Origin of the sequence: Corynebacterium kefirresidentii (genome assembly GCF_016599755.1) — a bacterium.
GTDB lineage: Bacteria > Actinomycetota > Actinomycetes > Mycobacteriales > Mycobacteriaceae > Corynebacterium > Corynebacterium kefirresidentii.
Window position 1 is genome coordinate 1,623,236 of record NZ_CP067012.1, and the last position, 15,414, is coordinate 1,638,649.

General features: G+C 61.2%; 14 protein-coding genes. 6 read left to right on the forward strand and 8 right to left on the reverse strand.

Annotation, left to right across the window (positions count from 1 at the left end):
* From I6I12_RS07800 to rho, 5 genes are read right to left on the reverse strand one after another with little or no spacing between them, the layout of a single operon-like run.
* Positions 1 to 1,176 (reverse strand): glycosyltransferase family 4 protein, encoded by a 1,176-nt coding sequence (locus I6I12_RS07800; protein ID WP_023021756.1) that lies wholly within the window; start codon positions 1,174 to 1,176, stop codon positions 1 to 3.
* A 12-nt stretch (positions 1,177 to 1,188) separates the two neighbouring features.
* A complete protein-coding gene (locus I6I12_RS07805; protein ID WP_023027842.1) occupies positions 1,189 to 1,857 on the reverse strand; it encodes an L-threonylcarbamoyladenylate synthase in 669 nt (222 codons plus the stop codon).
* Positions 1,858 to 1,888: 31 nt separating this feature from the next.
* Positions 1,889 to 2,725 carry a peptide chain release factor N(5)-glutamine methyltransferase gene (gene prmC / locus I6I12_RS07810; RefSeq protein WP_023021758.1) on the reverse strand — a complete coding sequence of 279 codons (837 nt, stop codon included), beginning with the start codon at positions 2,723 to 2,725 and terminating at the stop codon, positions 1,889 to 1,891.
* A 6-nt stretch (positions 2,726 to 2,731) separates the two neighbouring features.
* Positions 2,732 to 3,808: a peptide chain release factor 1 gene (gene prfA, locus I6I12_RS07815; RefSeq protein ID WP_023021759.1), complete on the reverse strand. Its 1,077-nt coding sequence runs from the start codon at positions 3,806 to 3,808 to the stop codon at positions 2,732 to 2,734.
* A complete protein-coding gene (rho, locus tag I6I12_RS07820; protein WP_023021760.1) occupies positions 3,801 to 5,648 on the reverse strand; it encodes a transcription termination factor Rho in 1,848 nt (615 codons plus the stop codon). Before rho ends, prfA begins: the two co-directional genes overlap by 8 nt.
* A gap of 351 nt (positions 5,649 to 5,999) precedes the next feature.
* Here rho and I6I12_RS07825 point away from each other — a divergent pair, with 351 nt between their 5' ends.
* The 5 genes from I6I12_RS07825 (at position 6,000) to mobA (ending at position 11,255) form a co-directional block, all read left to right on the forward strand.
* Entirely contained in the window at positions 6,000 to 7,781 is a 1,782-nt protein-coding gene (locus I6I12_RS07825) for a long-chain fatty-acid--CoA ligase (protein WP_023021761.1), read from the forward strand.
* A gap of 66 nt (positions 7,782 to 7,847) precedes the next feature.
* Positions 7,848 to 8,960, forward strand: a complete 1,113-nt coding sequence (gene moaA / locus I6I12_RS07830; RefSeq protein ID WP_200287691.1) for a GTP 3',8-cyclase MoaA — start codon at positions 7,848 to 7,850, stop codon at positions 8,958 to 8,960.
* Between the two features lie 10 nt (positions 8,961 to 8,970).
* The gene (locus I6I12_RS07835; RefSeq protein ID WP_200287692.1) at positions 8,971 to 10,170 is read left to right on the forward strand and encodes a molybdopterin molybdotransferase MoeA; all 1,200 of its coding nucleotides are present in this window, start codon (positions 8,971 to 8,973) and stop codon (positions 10,168 to 10,170) included.
* 9 nt (positions 10,171 to 10,179) lie between these two features.
* Positions 10,180 to 10,659 (forward strand): cyclic pyranopterin monophosphate synthase MoaC, encoded by a 480-nt coding sequence (moaC, locus tag I6I12_RS07840; protein ID WP_023021764.1) that lies wholly within the window; start codon positions 10,180 to 10,182, stop codon positions 10,657 to 10,659.
* Positions 10,659 to 11,255 carry a molybdenum cofactor guanylyltransferase gene (gene mobA, locus I6I12_RS07845; protein WP_023021765.1) on the forward strand — a complete coding sequence of 199 codons (597 nt, stop codon included), beginning with the start codon at positions 10,659 to 10,661 and terminating at the stop codon, positions 11,253 to 11,255. The genes moaC and mobA overlap by 1 nt, the downstream gene beginning before the upstream one ends.
* Positions 11,256 to 11,469: 214 nt before the next feature.
* On the opposite strand, the gene I6I12_RS07850 is transcribed toward mobA, so the two are convergent.
* Genes I6I12_RS07850 through I6I12_RS07860 form a run of 3 tightly spaced genes read right to left on the reverse strand, consistent with a single transcriptional unit; the run spans position 11,470 to position 15,082 of the window.
* A complete protein-coding gene (locus tag I6I12_RS07850; protein WP_200287696.1) occupies positions 11,470 to 12,837 on the reverse strand; it encodes a multicopper oxidase domain-containing protein in 1,368 nt (455 codons plus the stop codon).
* Positions 12,838 to 14,016 (reverse strand): beta-carotene 15,15'-monooxygenase, encoded by a 1,179-nt coding sequence (locus tag I6I12_RS07855; RefSeq protein ID WP_200287698.1) that lies wholly within the window; start codon positions 14,014 to 14,016, stop codon positions 12,838 to 12,840.
* Positions 14,003 to 15,082 carry a DUF8744 domain-containing protein gene (locus I6I12_RS07860; protein ID WP_200287700.1) on the reverse strand — a complete coding sequence of 360 codons (1,080 nt, stop codon included), beginning with the start codon at positions 15,080 to 15,082 and terminating at the stop codon, positions 14,003 to 14,005. Before I6I12_RS07860 ends, I6I12_RS07855 begins: the two co-directional genes overlap by 14 nt.
* A gap of 66 nt (positions 15,083 to 15,148) precedes the next feature.
* On the opposite strand from I6I12_RS07860, the gene I6I12_RS07865 reads away from it, so the two are divergent.
* Positions 15,149 to 15,409 (forward strand): DUF2249 domain-containing protein, encoded by a 261-nt coding sequence (locus I6I12_RS07865; protein WP_086588034.1) that lies wholly within the window; start codon positions 15,149 to 15,151, stop codon positions 15,407 to 15,409.
* The last annotated feature ends 5 nt before the right edge of the window (positions 15,410 to 15,414 follow it).

The following is a 15,414-nucleotide window of genomic DNA, read 5'->3' on the forward strand; positions in this document are numbered from 1 at the left end:
TCACGAGGGCTCGGTTTCCGCCACCACGACGGTCTCTCGAGCAGCAGGGCCAATCTTTCCTTGCCGCAAGGGCACGAGAGTAGCTGCAAACGCGAGAAGCAGGGCCACAATAGTCACGCCAATGGCCTCCGGCGCGGGAACGATGGAAAAGGACACCGCACCAAATGCCACTGCGGAAACCCACAAGTAGAGCACTAGCACGGTACGCCTATGAGTATGCCCAAGCTTGAGGAGGCGGTGATGAATGTGCGCCTTGTCCGCAGAAAACGGTGAACGGCCGTGCGATAGGCGGCGAATAACAGCCCAGACAAGGTCGAGGACTGGAATAAATACCGCTGCGGCGACCACGATAATGGGTGACATCAACGCGACAATATCCACCGTGCCATACAGAGACATGTTGATCTTGCCGGACGCAGAAGTTGAGGCCGCAGCGAGCAAAAGGCCGATAAGCATGGAGCCGGAGTCGCCCATAAAAATGCGGGATGGTTCGAAGTTATGGGGTAAGAAGCCGGCGCACATTCCCACCAGTGCGGCACTAATAATGGCTGGCGGATAGGCCGATACAGCGCCGCCCTGGTCATGGAGGACGGTCAAGGAAAAAACTAAAATTGCCCCTCCTGCAATCATTCCAAGGCCTGCTGCCAGGCCATCAAGCCCGTCTACAAAGTTGATGGCATTGATAAGCAAGACGGTAAAGAATGCGGTGAGCAGGGTGCTTTGCAATTGGTCCAGCACAACGGTGGTGCCGCCGCCAAACGGAATGAAAAGTAGTGTCCAGGTAAGGCCCAACCCACTCATGAGCGTGGCAGCGAAAAGCTGGCCAAAAAGCTTCACGACGGCGCTGAGTTCTACTAGGTCATCGACCACGCCAACGAGCACCAGCGCCAAGGCCGCCCATAGCACCGCATTCATTTCCGGAGTGACGGGCATAAAGCCGCGAGTCAAGGCTGGAAGCTGGGCTGCGAGGAATATTGCCGCCGCGAAGCCAGTAAACATGGCCACACCACCCATGCGGGGAGTGGGCTGAGTGTGGGCGTCGCGCAGGCGAATTTCCGCCACCCGGCCGGTGCGCACTAAAAAGGAGCGCACCACACCGGTGGTCAGATACGTAAATGCTGCTGCGACGAGGATGACAAGGGCCAACTCGCGCAGCGGGACACCACTGCCGCTCACGCGAATACCTCCTTAAGCCTGGGGGCGGGTGCGCAGGGTTTGGGCATCGAGGCCGATGACCTTGCCGATTTCCTCGGCCGAGAGCGCGCCTTCACGGAGTAGATACGGGCGCTCACCGGAGAGATCGATGATGGTGGAAGGCTTACCGACGGCCGTCTCTCCCCCATCCAAGTAAACCGTTACGGCTTTACCCAGCTGTTGTTTAGCCATAAGCGCGGTGGTTGGTGGCTGGTGGCCAGAAATATTGGCGGAAGACACAGCCATCGGACCAACCTCGCGCAAAAGCTCAATTGCAATGGGGTGCAGCGGCATGCGCAGCATTACCGTGCCGCGGGTATCACCGAGGTTCCACGGCAAGGATGGCGCCTGAGGAACAACGATAGACAGGCCACCCGGCCAAAAGGCCTCGACCAAATCACGCGCAGTATCGGTATAGGAAGCCACGAGACCGCGAACGGTATCCCAGGAACCAACCAAAACCGGTACCGGCATATCCGGACCGCGCTGCTTGGTAGCCAAGAGATTGGCTACGGCATCATTATCAAAGGCATCGCAGCCAAGGCCATACAGCGTATCGGTGGGCATGACCACGAGGCGACCGGATTGTGCAGCCTTGACCGCAATGTTCAGGCCCTCTTCGCGCTCGGCCTCATCGGCACAGTTAAAAATCTTTCCTTGCATAGTCTTTCCCCTTCTTGCCCTAAGTGGTGTCTTAGTCTACCGCGCGCACCGCAGTGACAAAGCGGGGCGTTCCCGTCATGTCCTGCAGCGCCGAAATTCTTTCAAAGCCGCCGTGGCGGGCCATTGCGGCTTGTACGGCTTCGCTCGTGGAGTCATCGTGCTCGATGGCCACCTTGCCGTCCGGGCGCAAAAGGCGGGCGAACGTCGGGATGAGGCCGGTGATGACGCCCATCCCATCCTCACCGGCAAAGACCGCGTCGTGTGGATCATGGTAGACCTCCGGATCGAGGTTCGGCGTCTCCGGTACATACGGCGGGTTGGTCACGATAAGGTCCACGGTCCCGTTCCACTCCGCCAAGGTAGTGGCATCCGTAGCATCGGCCTGAATGACCTCTACCCCGCTGCCGCGGGTATTGGCAGTGGTGTAGGCCAAGGCGGCGTCGGCAAGCTCAACTGCCCGCACCTGCGCCTCAGGTAAGTAGTGGTGCAGATATAGTGCCAACGCCCCTGTGCCAGTGCACAAGTCCACCAGCCGCGGGCCGTCCGCATTGCGCACCGCCCAGTCCGCCAACACCTCGGTTTCCGGCCGCGGGATAAATACGCCAGGGCCCACCTTGAGCTCCAGCGGACCGAACCAGGCGCTGCCTAGCACGTACTGTAGGGGCTCGCGGGACTCGCGGCGACGTAGCAGCGCATCATAGGCCATATCGAAACCGGGCATAGGAGCTTGGTCCAGCGGGATATCCATGTGGCCGCAATGAATAAGGTGCGTGGCAATGATGCGCGCATCCCACTCGGGGCTTGGTACCCCGGCAGCACGAAGGCGCTGCACCCCACGGCGCAGCGCCTGTCCATACGTGTTATCCACGCCCGTTTAGCCCTCAGCCTCGAGGCGCTCGGCACGCTCCTGGTCCTGCAGGGCCTTAATAAGGTCATGCATATCGCCGTTCAAAACAGAGTCCAGGTTATTAGCCTTGTAGCCAATGCGGTGATCCGTGATGCGGTTCTCCGGCCAGTTATAGGTGCGGATGCGCTCCGAACGGTCCATGGTGCGCACCTGGGAGGCGCGCTGCTCGCCGGCCTCAGCCTCGCGAGCTTCACGCTCCATCTGGTCCAAGCGGGCCTGCAAGACCTGCAGTGCACGCGCCTTGTTCTGAATCTGGGAACGTTCCTTCTGACAGGTAACGATAAGCCCAGTTGGCAGGTGGGTAATGCGCACCGCGGAGTCGGTGGTATTCACGCCCTGGCCGCCCTTACCCGAAGAACGGTAAACGTCAACGCGAATATCCTTGTCATCAATATTGACGGACTCCACCTCTTCTGGCTCTGGGTAGACCAGCACGCCGGCGGCAGAAGTCTGAATACGGCCCTGGGACTCGGTGACCGGGACACGTTGCACGCGGTGCACACCGCCCTCGAACTTGAAGACGGACCAGGCACCATCGCGCGAAGGAGACTTGGAGCGGAAGGAAATGGTCATATCCTTCACACCTCCCAGATCCGACTCGTTGAGGCCCAGGACCTCCCAGTTAAAGCCGGTCTTATCCGCGTAGCGCTCGTACATCCGGGCCAAGTCACCGGCGAAGAGGGCCGCCTCCTCGCCTCCCGCGCCGGCCTTGATTTCCATAATGATGTCCTCGGAGTCCTGCTCATCGCGCGGCGCGAGCAGATCAGCGAGCTTTTCTTCCAAGCTCTCCACGGACTTTTCGAGGCGGTCCGCTTCTTCTTGGAAGTCATGGTCCTCGTAGGCCATCTCCTTGGCGTCCGCGAGATCCTCGCGGGCCTGGGTTAATTCATCATTAACCATGATGATGGGGCGCAGTTCCGCATAGCGCTTGGAGAGCTTGCGGAATTGCTTCTGGTCGCCGGCCACCTCCGGATCGCCCATCTGCATCTCAATGCCCTGGTATTCGGACACAATGTCATCAACGAGGGAAACCTGATTAGACATAATCTTCTTCATCCTTATCCGCAGCCATCGGGGCCGAGGAGGCCACCTGCATCAAGAACTCGCCATTGGAGCGGGTCTTCTTTAGCTGCTTAATGAGCAGGTCAATGGCCTGGTGGGAATCCAGGGCAGAAAGGATGCGACGCAGCTTGGTCATGATGCGCGCCTCCTCTGGTACGAGCAGCAATTCATCCTTACGGGTGCCGGACGGGTTAACGTCCACGGCCGGGAATACACGGCGCTCGGAAATGCCACGGTCCAATTTCAGCTCGGCATTGCCGGTGCCCTTGAATTCCTCGAAGATGACGGTATCGCCGGTAGAACCGGTCTCCACCATGGCGGTGGCGATGATTGTCAGCGAGCCGCCCTCTTCGATATTGCGGGCGGCGCCGAGGAAGCGCTTTGGCGGGTAGAGCGCGTTGGAGTCCACACCGCCAGAGAGGATGCGGCCGGATGCCGGGGAGGAATTATTGTAGGCGCGGCCTAGGCGGGTAATGGAGTCGAGCAAAACAACGACGTCCTTGCCCTGCTCCACAAGGCGCTTGGCACGCTCGATAGCCAGCTCGGCTACGGAGGTGTGCTCTGATGGCGGGCGATCAAAGGTGGAAGCAATAACCTCACCGTTGACGGAACGCTGCATATCCGTAACTTCCTCAGGGCGCTCATCTACGAGGACAACCATGAGGTAGCACTCCGGGTTATTGGTAGAAATCGCATTGGCGATATTCTGCAAAATCGTCGTCTTACCGGCCTTTGGCGGGGAGACGATAAGCGCGCGCTGGCCCTTACCAATGGGCATGATGAGGTCAATCACGCGGGTGGTGAGGATCTTCGGGTCCGTTTCCAAACGCAGGCGCTTATTCGGATACAGCGGGGTCAGCTTATTAAAGTGCGGACGCTGCTTTGCGTTTTCCGGATCGATGCCATTGACGGTATCGACCTGAACCAGCTGGTTGTACTTGCGGCGGTTACGACCGTTGCCATGCGTATGCGTCGGGCCGGAGACCTTAACCTGGCCGGTAATGGCGTCGCCGGAGCGCAGGCCCAGGCGGCGGACAATGCCGTTGTTGACAAAGACGTCGGAAGCCGCGGCGCGGTAACCGGTGGTGCGCAGGAAGGCGACGTTATTGTCTACCACGTCCAAAATGCCACCGACGGCCTGCAGCTCATCGCCCTCGCGGACCTGCAAATCGTTGCCGCCGTTATTGTCATTATTGTTTCCGCGGCCACGGCGGTTGCGGCGATTGCGGCGCCCACGACGGTTGCCGCGCTCGTGATTATTGTTGTCATCGTGGCGATTGCCGCGCTGCTTATTATCGCCGCGGTCATTCTTATCGCCCTGATTATCGGAGCCATCCTGGGAGTTATTCTCGCGGTTGTCTTTATTGCCGCCCTGCTCCTCGTTGTGGCTGCGTTCCTCGCGCTCTTGACGTTCCTGCCGCTCCTGGCGTTCTTGCCGGCGGGCGCGGTTGCGGCGAGCGCGGCGTGCCTGAGAACGCGACTCATAGCGCTGCTCGTCGCCAGAGTTCTGCTGGCGGTTATCCTGCTTCTCGCCGGATTCTTCCTGCTTTTCCGCCTTCTGCGGCGCATCGTCCTGCGCCTGCGCGCGTGGCTTTTCTGGTTTATCAGATTTCTCTGCCTTTTCCGCCTTTTCTACCCGAGCGGCCTTTTCCACCTTGGCCTTGGCCTTTGGCGGAACTTGACCAGTCTTGATGGCGGTGATGAGATCCCCCTTGCGCAGGGCAGAGACACCACGTAGGCCGCGCTCTGCGGCCATTTTGCGCAATTCCGGCAGCTTCAGGGATGCAAGATCCTGTGCTGCGGTGTTGTCCGTTTCGCTCACGGATATCCTTTCGTTGCTTGACCAGGTCCGATGATGCGGGAGCCGCCGTAGCCTAGGCTCACGGCGTTGCACTGGAAGCCAATGTGTATTTTTCTAGGACTTCTCGCCCTCGTGCCAAGGCGCATGCGCGTCCTGCCGGGCAATAAGTATGAGGCCTCTTCCATGTTCTCAAGGAGAATTCGCACAGCGGGTGCACGAACCGGAAGAAATCAAGAAACGACTGCGGGCAAAACTTCTCTGGGCCCGAATCCATAGGAAAGGGGAGCTAAAAATTCCGGTTTCCTACCAGTCGCGAACAAGTATAACGCATAGACCGCAACGCCCGCACCATGACACCGCTACAGTAGAGGCATGCTTTCCACGATGATGGATATCCCCCTCTCCCTGACCCGCATTTTGGAATACGGCGCCTCGGTGCACGGCAGCACCACGGTGACAACCTGGCACGGTGAGGGCACCGGCTCTGAATTTGATCCGGCCGAAGAAGTTACCTTCCGCGATATCGCCGCTCGCGCAGCCGCCTTCGCCCACGCTATTCATGATGATTTGGGTATTACCGGCGATGAGCGGGTGGGCAGTTTTATGTGGAACTGCGCCGAACACCTCGAGGTCATGTTTGGCACTGCTTGCAAGGGCGCGATTTTTGCGCCGCTGAATAAGCAGCTGATGAATGACCAGATTCGCCATATTATTAATCACGCGGAAATATCTGCCATCGTGTGCGATCCCCGGCTGGCGCAGCAACTAGGCAAGGTGCTTGTGGGTACCGACTCCGTGAAAAGCGTCATCATTACCGGCGCACAGCCTGCGCAGCAGTTTGCCCATCTCTTCCCCCGTGGGATTGAAGTGTATTCCTATGAAGCTTTAATTGATGGCCGCTCCACCGTCTATGACTGGCCGGAACTAGATGAGCGCACGGCCGCGGCACTGTGCTATTCCACAGGCACCACGGGTGCCCCCAAGGGCGTACTGTATTCGCACCGTTCGCTGTATCTGGAGGCCATGCAGCTGCGCTCCTCGGACTCGCTGTGCATCACCCACGGCGAGACTTTCCTGTGCTGCATCCCCATCTGTCACGTGCTGAGCTGGGGCGTTCCCTTTACCTGCTTCATGACGGGCACCCCGCTCGTGCTTCCCGACGCCGACGTATCCGCCCCCACCCTTGCCAAGGCCATTGCCGCTACTTCTCCGCGCGTGGCCCACGGCGTTCCCACCATCTGGATCCAACTCTTTGTGCACTACATGCACCACCCGCCGGAGCGCATGACCCTCACGGAGATCTATGCCGGCGGCTCCCCTGTTCCCCCAACTCTTATCAAGATGTGGGAGGAACGCTACGGTGTCGACGTTGTTCACGTGTGGGGCATGGTAGAAACCTCCACCGTCGGCAGCGTCGCCCGCCCTCCTCAGGGCGCTTCGGGCGATACCCGGTGGGCCTACCGCATTTCTCAAGGTCGCATCCCCGCCTCGCTGGAATACCGCGTGGTCAATGACGGCCAAGTTGTGGCCCGAACCGACCGCAACGCGGGCGAGCTGCAGGTACGCGGCAACCTGGTCACCGGTTCTTACTACCACTCGCCTACCGCTGAGCCGGGCGAAATCGCCTCCGAATTTCGCGGCAAGCAGGTCGAGGCTGCAGAGGGCAAGTTCACCGCGGATGGCTGGCTGCGCACTGGCGATGTCGGCTCGGTCACCAAGGACGGCTTCCTTACCGTAGAGGACCGCGCCCGAGACGTCATCCGCTCCGGCGGCGAGTGGATCTATTCCGTCCAGCTCGAAAACCTCATCATGTCTGACCCACTCGTCGTCGAAGCCGCCGTTATCGGCTATCCCGATAAGCAATGGGTCGAGCGCCCACTGGCCGTTACCGTCTTGGCAGAAGGTGCTTCTCCCACCATCGAAACCGCAGAGCGCCTGCGCGCCAGCATGCGCAAGGAGCTGCCGAGTTGGATGCTGCCGGAGTACTGGACCTTTGTAAAGTCCATCGATAAAACTTCCGTGGGCAAATTCGATAAGAAGGATTTGCGCACCCACCTGGCAGAAGGCGAGTACAACATCATCCGGCTCAAGGGTCCAGGCGAATCGCAGCGCCTCGCTGCCACCGAAGCCACCGATTTAAGCCGGGAAAACTAGGAATAATATCCTTCTCTAAGCCGTTGCAGCTTGGTGTACCTCATCCCCTCTCTTAGACTGGCACCGATGACCTCTTCCACGCAGCGACCCGTAGTTTCCCTGCCCCTGCCCACCGTGGTCCGGGCGCAGTCGCCAGCGGATCTGCCCGCCCCGGCTGCTGATGGCACGCGCGCACTGCTGGATCGCTATGGCCGCCAAGCCCGCGACCTGCGCGTCTCCCTCACGGATCGCTGCAACTTGCGCTGCACCTATTGCATGCCGGCCGAAGGCTTAGAGTGGATGCCCACAGAGAAGACCTTGAGCGATGAGGAAACCATCCGACTGATTCGAATTGGCGTCGGCAAGCTGGGCATCCGCCAAGTGCGTTTTACCGGCGGCGAACCCTTGCTGCGTAAGTCGCTGGAAAAGATTATTGCCGCCACTAAAGAGCTGCGCACCGACCAGGGGAGATCCCCGTCCACCGCGCTAACCACCAACGGGCTTGGCCTAGAAAAGCGCGCCGGCGCCCTCGCCGCAGCCGGACTCGATCGCATCAATATCTCGCTCGATACCATCGACCGCGAGCGCTACGCCGCGCTCACCCGCCGCGACCGCCTTGATCACGTGCTCCAGGCCATCGCCGCTGCGGATGCCGCAGGCCTCCACCCCATCAAAATCAACGCCGTGGTCATGCCCGGGGTCAACGAAGAAGACATCGTCCCGCTAGCGGACTATGCCGTCCGCCACGGTGCTCAGCTGCGCTTCATCGAACAGATGCCGCTTGGGCCCCGCGAGCAATGGCGCCGCGAGGACATGGTAACGGCCGAAGATATCCTTGGCCGCCTGCGCACCCACTTCTCCATGGAGCCCGCCCACGAACCGCGGGGATCTGCCCCCGCCGCCCTGTGGGAGGCCACTGCTCCGGATGGAACGCGCGGCACACTGGGCATCATTGCCTCGGTCACCCACCCCTTCTGCGGCGACTGCGATCGTACGCGGCTGACTACCGACGGCGCCGTGCGCAACTGCCTCTTTGGCAATTCCGAAACCCCGCTGCGGGAACTATTGCGCTCTGGGGCCAGCGATGAGGAGATCATGGAGTCCTGGGCTGAGGAAATGTGGAGCAAAAAGCCTGGCCATGGCATCGATGACGAAGGCTTTCTGCAACCGGACCGTCCGATGTCTGCCATCGGCGGCTAACCTTATTTTTATGTCCACGCCCCGCAGCATCTCCGCGCACCTCGATGCCGTCCTCACCCTGGCATCCCCCCTGCCGGCCGAGTCAGCCGCCGTCGATGCCTCCCTCATCGGCCGCGTCCTCGCCGCCGATGCCACCGCGCGCTTTCCCGTGCCGCCCCACGCCAACGCGGCGATGGATGGCTTCCTCGTCCACGCCGCGGATCTTCCCTCCCCCGGCCCATGGACCCTCCCCGTCGCCGGCGATGTACCAGCCGGTGCCGCCCCTACCGAGGTCCCCGCGGGACACGCGGTGCGCATCATGACCGGCGCACCGGTAGCTGATACCGCAGGAATGCTTGTCGTGCCCGTGGAAAATACCACCACCCCGGCCGGCCCCGTAGCGCTTCCAGACGAGGTGACCATCACCGATGCTCCCACCAAGTCACATATCCGCGCCGCCGGGGAGGATATCCAGTCCGGCGCGCCAGTGGCCACAGCAGGCACGCTTGTCGACGCCGCCGTAATCGCCGCTCTCACCTCCGCTGGCGTTTATTCCGTCTCGGTCCACCGCCGCCCGCGCATAGCGATCATTTCTTCTGGCGAAGAACTCGTCTCTTCCCCAACAGAACTCGCTCCCGGCCAGCTGCCGGATTCCAACGGCCCCATGCTCGCCGCGCTCGCGGGCGCACACACGCGCCTCCATGTTGGCGATTCCCCCGCAGACTTGGCCTCTGCACTGGATGAGCTTGCCTCCTCCCACGACCTCATCATCACCTCCGGTGGCGTGTCAGCCGGCGCCTTCGATGTGGTCCACACTGTGCTGGGGCGCACGGATTCCGCGTGGTTCGGGCACGTCGACCAGCGCCCGGGCGCCCCACAGGGCTACTCCAATTGGAAAGGCACCCCGGTACTATGCTTGCCTGGCAACCCCGTGGCTGCCTTCGTGGATTTCCAGCTTTATGCTCGTCCCCTCATCGCCGCACTTTCCGGGCACCCTGCGCCACGGGAGCGGGTCAACCTGCGCGCCCGTGTAGACTCGCCTCTTCCTGCCTCCCGCGGCCGGCCGACCATTGTCCCCGTGACCGTAGACTTTCAGCCGGAGCCCGCCATTACTTCGCACCTGCCCCACGGCAGCCATCGCGTTGTATCGCTCGCCGGTACCAATGGCTTTTGTCTCATCTACTCCGAACCGCCCGCCGTGGGCGAGGACATCACCGTTTATCTGTATTAAGGAGCAGCCATGAAATTTACCCACCTTGACTCTGACGGCGCCGCCTACATGGTCGATGTCACCGAGAAGCAACCGACCGTGCGCTCCGCCACGGCCGAGGGCGAAGTCGCTTGCTCTCCCGAGGTCATGACCGCTTTGCGCGACGGCACGGTGCCCAAGGGCGATGTCCTAGCTGTAGCCCGCATCGCCGGCATTTCCGCTGCCAAGAAGGTCCCCGAGCTGCTTCCACTAGCGCATACCATCGGCGTGCACGGCTGCGCTGTGGAGCTCACGCTTGACGACGACCACGTATTCATCTCCGCCACCGTCCGCACCGCCGACCGCACTGGCGTGGAGATGGAAGCGCTTACGGCCGTGAATGTTTCCGCGCTCGCCATCATCGACATGGTCAAGGGCGTGGACCGCTCCGCCTATATCCGCCGTTGCGGCATCGTGGCGAAATCCGGCGGCCGCTCCGGAGACTGGTCCCGCACCCTGCCGGAGGCCTAATGCTCGGCGCGATAATCCTCGCCGGTGGCCACGGCCGACGCATGGGTGGCACAGATAAAGCCTCTCTTTCCGCCCACGGAACACGTTTTATAGACCGCCTGCTCGCCCAGCTCCCCTACGGCACCCCGGCCGTGGCCGTCTCACCGCATTATCTCGGCCTACCCCAGGTGTGCGAGTCCCCGCTCTACGGTGGTCCCGTCGCTGGCATCGCGGCCGGCGCACAAGCGTTATCCCACTGCACCGAACTTGCCCTCTTCGCCGTGGATGCCCCCGATTCGCCGCTACTGCTTCCCCGTCTGCGCTCGACCCTCGCCTCCTCCACGGCCGATGCCGTACTCACCCGCGCCGCCGACGGCTACCTCCAGCCGCTGTGTTCCCTCTGGCACGCCCCCGCGCTCCACACTCAGCTCGAATCCCTTCCTACGGCTAGGAACGTCTCCGTCCGCCGCCTCATCCGCGGTGTGAATTTTGTCGAGGTCCCTGGCACCGGCGCCGAACGCGACTACGACACACACGCGGAATTGCGCGAGCTCCCCCTGCTCCGCTTCCCGGACCCTGCCCTCCCCCTTCGCGCTCACCGCAGCTCGCTGAACTAGGCCACGGCACCGCACTGGTGAGCGGCAAGGGTAAGGGTCTTCTTCCCACCACCCTTCGCGCTCACTAGCAGCCGCGGGTAGCACGAAATCACCGTCCCGGTGAGCGCGAAGGGGAAGCTGCAGAACTACCCCGCTCTTCGCGATCACCGTGAAGCCGCGGATTTATGAAACTTGTTTCATGGTGAGCGCGAAGGGTGTATCGAGCGAGGCTGGCCTACTCCGTGACGATGAACTTGCCGTGCTGCCCCTTCTCGGCGTTAGTCATGATGTGATTGACAAAGGAATAAGTACCGGGCTCGTTGAAGGTCATCTCGACGAATCCGCCTTGCGCCGGGAGGAGGTCCAGGGCTTGCGAGCCGGTCGAGTCCTCATTCTTGATGAGGTAAGCGCCTTCTTTGTAGGCGGTATCGAATTGTTCGCCCACAACGTGGAAGCTCAGCGGCTGGTCGGGGCCTAGATTAGTCAGCCACAGGCGAACGGTATCGCCCACCTTGGCCTTGATGGGTTCTGCGTCGTACTGGCCGGGATAATAGTTAAAGGCCATGAGGTCGAAGCGGCCGTCGGCTACGCGCTGGGCATCGGCACCAGTGTTTTCCTCACCGAGGAACACGTCGGTCGCCATGAAGTTGTATTCCGCGTCCACGGGCTTCAGGTTCGGCGGATCGATGATGACGTTGCCGGCCATGCCATTAGCGATGTGGAGGGACATGGGCATCGTAGAGCAGTGATACATCCAAATGCCGGAGCGATGCGCGGTGAATTTATAGGTCAATTCCTCACCCGGTTGGATGGATTTCATGGTCTCATCAGGGTTGACCTCGCCGGCGTGGAAGTCGATGGAGTGGGCCATGGAGCCCTCGTTTTTGATGGTGATTTCGAATTTATCGCCCACTTTTCCGCGCAGGGTCGGGCCTGGGGCTTGGCCGTTGAAGAGCCAACGCATTTGCTTGATGCCGGGGGCGACCTCTACGACTTCTTCGGTCATCGTCCAGGTCTCTTTGTGGGTCTTCGTTTCGGCGGCAGGTTGCACAGAGGCGTCGAAGGCAGAAAAGCCATCGCGCTGGGGGCCGAGTTCGGCGGCGGTGGGCACGTCTACGTGGGGGTTGCTTGCAGAAGCCACCGTGTGATCATGCCCTGCGGCGGCGCCATCTCCGACGTTGACCTTAAAAGTCATGCCCTGCATCTTGTGGCCGGCGATGGTGCAATAGCCTTCCTCGGAGGAGTCGATGACTCCGGCATCAAGTTGGACGGTCTCGCCGGGATCGACGCGGCCGGTCTCGGCATCACCTATCTTCAGGTCATGGACTTGGTCACCCGAGTTGGTGAAGTTGACCACCAGATGGGTTCCAGGGTCGATATCGATAGACGAGGGCGTAAAGGCCATGCCATCCACACCAACGTCAATGGTCTGCGTTTCACCAGAGGCTACAGGCGTAGCGGACTGAGAGCTCTTGCCAGTGGAATTGACCACCGCGAGTGCGATAACTGCCGCTAACGCGATACCGATGAGTAGCCACGAAGCCCAAGATGAGTCCTTGGAGGCGGGCTTGTCCGCGGGTTGCGAGGAAGAAACGCTCAGCATTTAGTTCTCCAGTCTTTTCTGTAAGTAGAGGGCGCGGCCGACGGCGAAGATATTGGCGGCAATCCCTATCCCCATCATGATAAGCCCGGCCGCAGTAGCGTCGAGCAAGCTAAGTAGTCCGCCTACGTTGATAAGCAGCAGGCGGGCGTAACCGGTGCGCTCGGCGGTATTGGGGCGCGCCCCGGTAAGTATGGGCAGCAGGTGGTGTAGGACACCGGTCACCAGCTGCAAGAGGCCAGCACCGAGGAAGGCGGGAAGCACAACCAAGGTGATGGTGCGCGGGTAGGCTCCGACGGCTGCGGAGATGGCATCACCGGCGCACAACGCCAGCATCCACAGCAGGCCGGCGATGACGGCAACGGTGGCGGTGGTCAGCCGTGGTGAGCGCCCCATGACGGTAGCGAGTACCGGCTGGATGATGAGCAGGGCTGCCAAGACCACGAGCAGCTGGGCCACGCCTGCAGCTCGGGTGAGGCCTACCGCGTATAGTGCCATCGCACATCCCAGCCCCACGCAATGCACGATGAGCGCACGGGTACATCTTGCACGGGCGGTGGAGGAAATCGCAGTGGCAGACAACGTGGGAAGCAGCGTGACCACCGTGCCGATGACGGTCAGCCAGGCAAATCCCCAGATCATACCGCGCGAGTGCGCGCCGATGAGGAGGGAGTACTCGCCTACCCTGTTGCCGCTGAGGATGACGAGTACTACGGAGACAATCATGAACACGCTAGCGGCGATATAAAAGGGCACGGTCACGGCAAAAGAACCAGACAATGAGCCGCGTAGGCGCCGCGCCACGAAGCACAGGTGCCAGGCGAGGGCGACGATGATGAGGGCAGAGGCGGCGTCGGCAAGCGGGCCCCAGTCATACCCCGCCCTATCGATGAGTAGCAAGATAAGGCCAAGCTGTACCAGCCCCACGCGACTGCCGACGCCCCGATAGTCCCCACCCGCCGTCCGGGTCAAGGCCTCAGTGAAGTGGGTGGAAAAGACGATGATCGCCGTGGTCAGCGCGCCAATCGTGAAGGGGTGGATGATATCCCACCACACCACAGGTGCGCCCAAAGAGCTAGCGATGAGCAGGCCGAGGCCGACAAGGATCCATCCTGCGATAAGGGCTGCGGTCAAGATATGCCAACGGCCGCGTGCGGCCAGTGAAATGTCATGAATGCGCACGTCGCGCCTCCTTGCTGGTCAAGGTAATGCCGCAGGCAAGAAAGCCTATTACCGCAATAATGGTAACCACCCCGCCGCTTTGGAGCGCTGTGGTGTGCTGGGCACAATCTGCAAGGACTCGCAGCGCAAGGCCACCATGCAAGAGCCCCACAGGTACGCAGAGCACTTTGTGGTATGGCAAGCGGCGGCGAATTACAGAGGTGAAAATGATGGGCGCGTGCGCGAAGATCATGGACATGACAAAGCCCAGGAAGATGGTGTGCACCGAGGCATCATAGACAAAGCCGGTGGCCTCGCCATGGATCAGCCACAAGTAGCCGCCGAGCGCGAGCCAGGCGTAGCCGGCCAGCATGCATGCCGCCGAATAGCGCGGCAATCCTTGTGAGCGCACCAAGTTCTTGGCCACATCCACCCGCGCGGTGGCCGCGGCGATAGCGATCAGCACCAGCCCCATAGCGCGATAGCCCACCGCCGGGGAAAGCATATAGATAACGCTTACTGCCGCCAGCCCCAGCACTAAGAGGGTGAGCTGATTTTCGGCGCGCGTTCCGGCCATGGTTATGCGCGCTAATTCCATGCGCTCGCCGATGATGGTGGCCACGGCATAAAGCGCGCACAATGGCATCGCGGTAGCAAAGCCCGGCCCAATGGCCCAGAGGGCTGCGGCAGTTACTCCCCCAATGACGCCGGCTGCTTGCACCAGAATCGCGAGGCTCGCCTGACGGCGGTAGATAGTGGCATAGATGCAGCCAAGGCAAAGGAATCCGGCGGCAAAGAACATGGCTGCGACCCCACGCGGTAGGCCGGCGAGAATGCTGAGCACGCCAGCGACGTGGCACACGGGCCCCGCCCAGGCCCACGTGGTGCGCGCGGCGACGGCGCGTTCGAGGCCTATGGCTCCGCCTACGAAACCAAAGACCATTAGCGGCCCGTGGTCGGCAGCAAAGGATGCTCCCGGGGTGGCGTTCAAACCCAGGAGGGAGGCGCCCGCACCCAGCCCAACCAGCAGGGATACCCCTGCACAGGCGAGAAAAATAAGGCGATGCGCCACGCTATTATTTTGCACGAGTTTTATCGTACTAATATTGGGGTCAGAGCGAAACTAGCACCCCAGTAGAAAGGACTACTTGCCATGCAGCTGCCCATTTCCGATGCCAATAGGCCGCATTCCATCCCCACCCTCAACGCCTCAGAAATTCCGCACGCCGTTCGCCACGGTGCCATCCATGGCGCATTGGGCACCCTTAACGTGGGAGAGTCTATGATCCTCATCGCCCCGCACAACCCCATTCCGCTGCTCAAAGAAGTCGAGTCCCGCGAGGAGAAGTTCGAGCTCGACTACCTCCAGGAGGAAGAAAACGACTTCCACATCAAGTTCACCCGCGTGAGCTAAACCTT